This is a genomic window from Pseudomonas veronii (assembly GCF_001439695.1).
Taxonomy (GTDB): Bacteria; Pseudomonadota; Gammaproteobacteria; order Pseudomonadales; family Pseudomonadaceae; genus Aquipseudomonas; species Aquipseudomonas veronii.
In genome coordinates this window covers 1-5071 of record NZ_JYLL01000060.1, presented here as the reverse complement: position 1 = coordinate 5071, position 5071 = coordinate 1, and the positions used below count along the sequence as shown (strand labels likewise).

Here is a 5071-nt window from a genome sequence, read left to right as displayed (position 1 = left end):
CAAGCCCTTCCACGGCACCACCCGATCCATCTCGATCAGGAACAACTCCTTGCGGGTTTGCTTGCGCTTGCCAGCGTACTCGGCGTCGGCGAAGGTCATCTGCTTCATCGGGAAACTCGGTGGGTGGAATCCGGGTATTTTGCCAAAATCTGGAAGTCTTCTTCAGAGTTTCCCTAGTGTGCGCTCTCTTGCTTGGATGGCATTACGTTCTGGCCCAACGTTACTGTAGCGAATCCGCAGCAGTATCAATCAAAGCCTCCTGTATCCCGCGTGAAGAAAGACGCTACGTTGCGCCCGTTCTTCCACGGCTTCGCTTGCCGCCCCGCTACGGCAGATTCGAAGTATTCATCGAAATGTCATCCTTTAGAAACAGTGCGTTAACAAGGAATTTCTACCCTTTGCATCGCGAACCGCAATTGTGCGGCCAGCAATATTGCGAAAGGTGATCAAATGACGCCCCATCCGATACAGGACGCCGTGCTGCGGGTCGACCGGTTGAGCGTCGTCTATCCAGGCGGCGTGACAGCCCTACGCGATACCTCGATTGCATTTCGGCGTGGTGAGTTCACCGTGCTGCTTGGTCTCTCGGGCGCAGGCAAGTCGACCTTGCTCCGTAGTCTCAATCGACTCGTCACGCCCACTGGCGGCAGTGTCACCAGCGAACTCGGTGAACTCGGCAGCGGCTCGGCCTTGCGTCAGCATCGTCGGCGTACCGCCATGATCTTTCAGCACCACCAGCTAATCGAACGTCAAAGCGCACTGGCTAATGTGCTTACCGGTCGGCTGGCCTTTCACAACACGCTCCGCTCGCTGTTTCCTCTGCCGCGTGCCGATCAGGAGATTGCGCTCAGTTGCCTCGCTCGGGTCGGTCTGGCAGACAAGGCGCTAAGCCGGGTGGACAAACTGTCCGGTGGCCAGCAGCAGCGGGTAGGCATCGCGCGTGCGCTAGCGCAACAGCCGGCGATCATTCTGGCCGATGAGCCGGTAGCCAGTCTCGACCCGGCCACTTCGGTCCGTGTTCTCGGATTGCTGCGCGACATCTGCAAGGAAGACGGCATCACCGCCATCGTTTCGCTGCATCAACTCGAATATGCCCGCCGCTTCGCCGATCGCGTCGTCGGGCTGGCCGATTCTCAGATCGTTTTCGATGCCGCGCCCTCGGAACTCACCGATGCGCAGCTTGAGCGCATCTATGCAGGCCGCTCTACGACTCAGCCAGCGAATGCTCCGGCTGAACCACCTGTCATGCTCGAACCTTCACTGGAGATGTCCCGATGAAACGCTTATCCGCGCTCTTATTGACTTGCTTGCTGTCCGCTGTTTCAAGTTTGTCCGCCCTAGCGGCCGATGCCGATCCGGATGTGCTAAAGGTTGCCCTGCTGCCGGACGAAAACGCCTCCGAGCTGATCAAGCGTAACCAGCCGCTGAAGGATTATCTGGAAGAGCATCTGGACAAGAAGGTGCAGCTGATCGTAACCACCGACTATTCCTCGATGATTGAGGCGATGCGCTTTGGCCGTATCGACCTGGCGTATTTCGGTCCGCTGTCCTACGTCATGGCCAAAAGCAAAAGCGACATCGAGCCCTTCGCTGCCATGGTCATCGACGGCAAGCCGACCTATCGCTCGGTGATTATCGCCAATGTGGCGTCAGGCGTGAATGAGTATGCCGACCTTAAGGGCAAGAAGATGGCCTATGGTGACCGGGCATCGACGTCCAGCCATTTGATTCCCAAAGCCGTGCTTCTTGAGACGGCCGGTTTGACGGGTGGGCAGGACTACGAACAACATTTTGTGGGCACGCATGACGCCGTTGCCGTCAACGTGGCGAACGGCAACGCCGATGCGGGTGGGCTGTCGGAGGTAATTTTCAATCACGCAGTCGAACGTGGCCTAATCGATCCGAGCAAGGTGAAAGTACTTGGTTACAGCGGCGAATACCCCCAGTACCCCTGGGCGATGCGCTCGAACCTGAGCCCCGAGCTGAAAACCAAGGTGCGGGATGTATTCGTCGGTATCGACGATCCCGAAGTGCTGCGCAACTTCAAGGCCGAGGCCTTCGCGCCAATCACCGACGCCGACTACGATGTGATCCGCAACATGGGATCGCTGCTCGGCCTCGACTTCGCCACGATGTGAGCACCGATATGTCTACTCATTACGACGTGCAGGCGCTGCCTGCAGAGCAACGCGAGCACATCCTTCGAGGCTTCGGCCTCGGTTGGTGGCGCCAGCTGGGGCAGGTGGCGATTGTATTCGGAGTGGTGCTGTTGGCCTGCTGGTACGTGGGGCTGCTCGATGCCACCACGCTGCTGAACGGGCTGCCCTCCATCGCGACCCTGGCAGGCGAGGCCATGCCGCCAGACTTTTCGGGCTATCGAAGCTGGATTCGCCCCTTGATCGACACCTTGGCGATGAGCATCGCCGGTACGGCCATCGCAGTGGTGTTCTCGCTGGTGGTGGCCTTCGTTGCAGCGCGCAATACGGCGCCGCACCCCCTTGTGTTCGGTGTTGCCCGGGTGCTGCTCAATGCCCTGCGGTCGGTGCCGGAGCTGATCATGGGCATCATCTTCGTTGCAGCCGTAGGGTTCGGCGCCTTGCCGGGCGTGCTTGCCCTGGGTCTGCATTCGGTCGGCATGGTCGGCAAGTTCTTCGCCGAGGCCATCGAGCACGTCGACGAAGCGCCGGTGGAAGCCGCTCGGGCGGCGGGGGCTACGCCGATGCAAGTGCTGCTGCACGCGGTTTTGCCACAGGTGACGCCGCAGTTCGCCGACGTGGCGATCTACCGCTGGGAATACAACTTTCGCGCCTCCACCGTGATGGGCATGGTTGGCGCCGGCGGTATCGGCTTCGAACTCATGGGCTCGCTGCGCATCATGCAGTACCAGGAGGTTGCAGCAATCCTGCTGGTCATCCTGGCCATGGTCACGCTAGTAGACGCCTTCAGTGGCGTGCTGCGCAAACGTTTCAAATAGGACAAACCATGCTGCCGAAACTCGTTATAACTCACCGAGTACACGATGAGATCCTGCAACTGCTGGCGCCACATTGCGAGCTGATGACCAACCAGACCGACAGCACGCTGCCGCGCGAGGAAATTCTGCGCCGCTGCCGCGATGCTCAGGCGATGATGGCGTTCATGCCCGATCGGGTCGATGCAGACTTTCTTCAAGCCTGCCCTGAGCTGCGTGTAGTCGGCTGCGCGCTCAAGGGCTTCGACAATTTCGATGTGGACGCCTGTACTGCCCGCGGGGTCTGGCTGACCTTCGTGCCTGATCTGTTGACGGTCCCGACTGCCGAGCTGGCGATCGGACTGGCGGTGGGGCTGGGGCGGCATCTGCGGGCAGCAGATGCGTTCGTCCGCTCTGGCAAGTTCCAGGGCTGGCAACCACAGTTCTACGGCACGGGGCTGGATAACGCTACGGTCGGCATCCTTGGCATGGGCGCCATCGGACTGGCCATGGCTGATCGCTTGCAGGGATGGGGCGCGACCCTGCAGTACCACGAGGCGAAGGCTCTGGATACACAAACCGAGCAACGGCTCGGCCTGCGCCGGGTGGCGTGCAGCGAACTCTTCGCCAGCTCGGACTTCATCCTGCTGGCGCTTCCCTTGAATGCCGATACCCAGCATCTGGTCAACGCCGAGCTGCTTGCCCTCGTACGGCCGGGCGCTCTGCTTGTAAACCCCTGTCGTGGTTCGGTAGTGGATGAAGCCGCCGTGCTCGCGGCGCTTGAGCGAGGCCAGCTCGGCGGGTATGCGGCGGATGTATTCGAAATGGAAGACTGGGCTCGCGCGGACCGGCCGCGGCTGATCGATCCTGCGCTGCTCGCGCATCCGAATACGCTGTTCACTCCGCACATAGGGTCGGCAGTGCGCGCGGTGCGCCTGGAGATTGAACGTTGTGCAGCGCAGAACATCATCCAGGCATTGGCAGGTGCGCGCCCAATCAACGCTGCGAACCGTCTGCCCAAGGCCGAGCCTGCCGCATGTTGAATCCGGTCTGGCTGAAGAGCCTGGTAGCGATCGTTCAAACAGGCAGTTTTCAGAGCGCGGCGAGGGCGTTGGGGCTGGCCCAGCCGACGGTGTCGCAGCACTTGCAGAAGCTTGAAGAGCAGGTCGGCGTAACGCTGGTGCAGCGCAGTCGTAGCGGCTGCCAGCCTACCACACGGGCGCTGGCCTTCATGCCGCATGCGACCGCCTTGCTCGACATGCACGCCCGGGCGCTAGAAGCCCTGCATGGCAATCGTGAGCGCGTCGGGGCCAGCTCCAACATCGGCACCTACCTTCTCCTGCCATTCGTGCGCAACTATCTGACGACCGCAAATGAGAGGGGCGAGGTGGATCTGCGCATCGCCGCCAACCCGGATGTGGCCGACCAGCTACTGGCGGGCCAGCTCGACGCCGCGATCATGGAATGGTGGCTACCTCACCCCGACTTCGAACACCGCCTCTGGCGGGTCGAGCCGCTGGTGCTTATCGTCAGCCCCGACCATGCGCTGGCTGAAGCAGGGTGCATAGAACGTGATCGTCTGGTGGACCTGCCGATGCTGGGAGGTGAACCGGGTAGCGGTACCGGACGGCTTCTGACCGAATACTTTGGCGAACTGGGCGTGCCTCGCAGCGGTATGCAGCTAGGCAGCACCGAGGCAGTCAAACAAGCAGTGAGGGCGGGACTCGGCGTGTCGTTGGTGATGGCTTCCGCAGTACAAGACGAAGTTCGCAGTGGCGCGCTGGTAGCTCTTCCCATCCCGGGGCTTGAAAAGCGTCTCCAACTGATCTGGCGCAAACCTCCCGGAAATCTGCACCCGCCGGGATTTGTGCGGCACTTATTGGAGGAGGCAGATCTAGCTGGATAAGGTGATGGATGGTTGCGATCCAGCGCTTGGCTTGTCAGCCTAGGGAAACTCTGAAAAAGACTTTCTGATTTGGCAAAATACCGCGACCCCACCCACCGAGTTTCCCGATGAAGCAGATGACCTTCGCCGACGCCGAGTACGCTGGCAAGCGCAAGCAAACCCGCAAGGAGTTGTTCCTGATCGAGATGGATCGGGTGGTGCCGTGGAAGGGCTTG

Annotated in this window: 5 protein-coding genes and 2 pseudogenes; 6 read left to right on the top strand and 1 reads right to left on the bottom strand. The window is 60.8% G+C overall.

Annotation, left to right across the window (positions count from 1 at the left end):
* A pseudogene (locus TU80_RS32950) lies at nt 1-108 on the bottom strand (IS5/IS1182 family transposase); the annotation flags it as partial.
* A gap of 342 nt (nt 109-450) precedes the next feature.
* Here TU80_RS32950 and phnC point away from each other — a divergent pair.
* The 6 genes and pseudogenes from phnC to TU80_RS32945 form a co-directional block, all read left to right on the top strand.
* Nucleotides 451-1278: a phosphonate ABC transporter ATP-binding protein gene (phnC, locus tag TU80_RS30830; protein WP_003118432.1), complete on the top strand. Its 828-nt coding sequence runs from the start codon at nt 451-453 to the stop codon at nt 1276-1278.
* Nucleotides 1275-2138, top strand: coding sequence for a phosphate/phosphite/phosphonate ABC transporter substrate-binding protein (gene phnD / locus TU80_RS30825; RefSeq protein ID WP_010562501.1), 864 nt, complete (start codon nt 1275-1277; stop codon nt 2136-2138). The genes phnC and phnD overlap by 4 nt, the downstream gene beginning before the upstream one ends.
* 8 nt (nt 2139-2146) lie before the next feature.
* Nucleotides 2147-2974, top strand: a complete 828-nt coding sequence (gene phnE, locus TU80_RS30820; protein WP_010466252.1) for a phosphonate ABC transporter, permease protein PhnE — start codon at nt 2147-2149, stop codon at nt 2972-2974.
* An 8-nt stretch (nt 2975-2982) separates the two neighbouring features.
* The gene (ptxD, locus tag TU80_RS30815) at nt 2983-3993 is read left to right on the top strand and encodes a phosphonate dehydrogenase PtxD (RefSeq protein WP_003127732.1); all 1011 of its coding nucleotides are present in this window, start codon (nt 2983-2985) and stop codon (nt 3991-3993) included.
* Nucleotides 3987-4856, top strand: a complete 870-nt coding sequence (locus TU80_RS30810) for a LysR family transcriptional regulator (RefSeq protein ID WP_003127731.1) — start codon at nt 3987-3989, stop codon at nt 4854-4856. The genes ptxD and TU80_RS30810 overlap by 7 nt, the downstream gene beginning before the upstream one ends.
* A gap of 107 nt (nt 4857-4963) precedes the next feature.
* Nucleotides 4964-5071, top strand: a pseudogene (locus tag TU80_RS32945) (IS5/IS1182 family transposase); the annotation flags it as partial.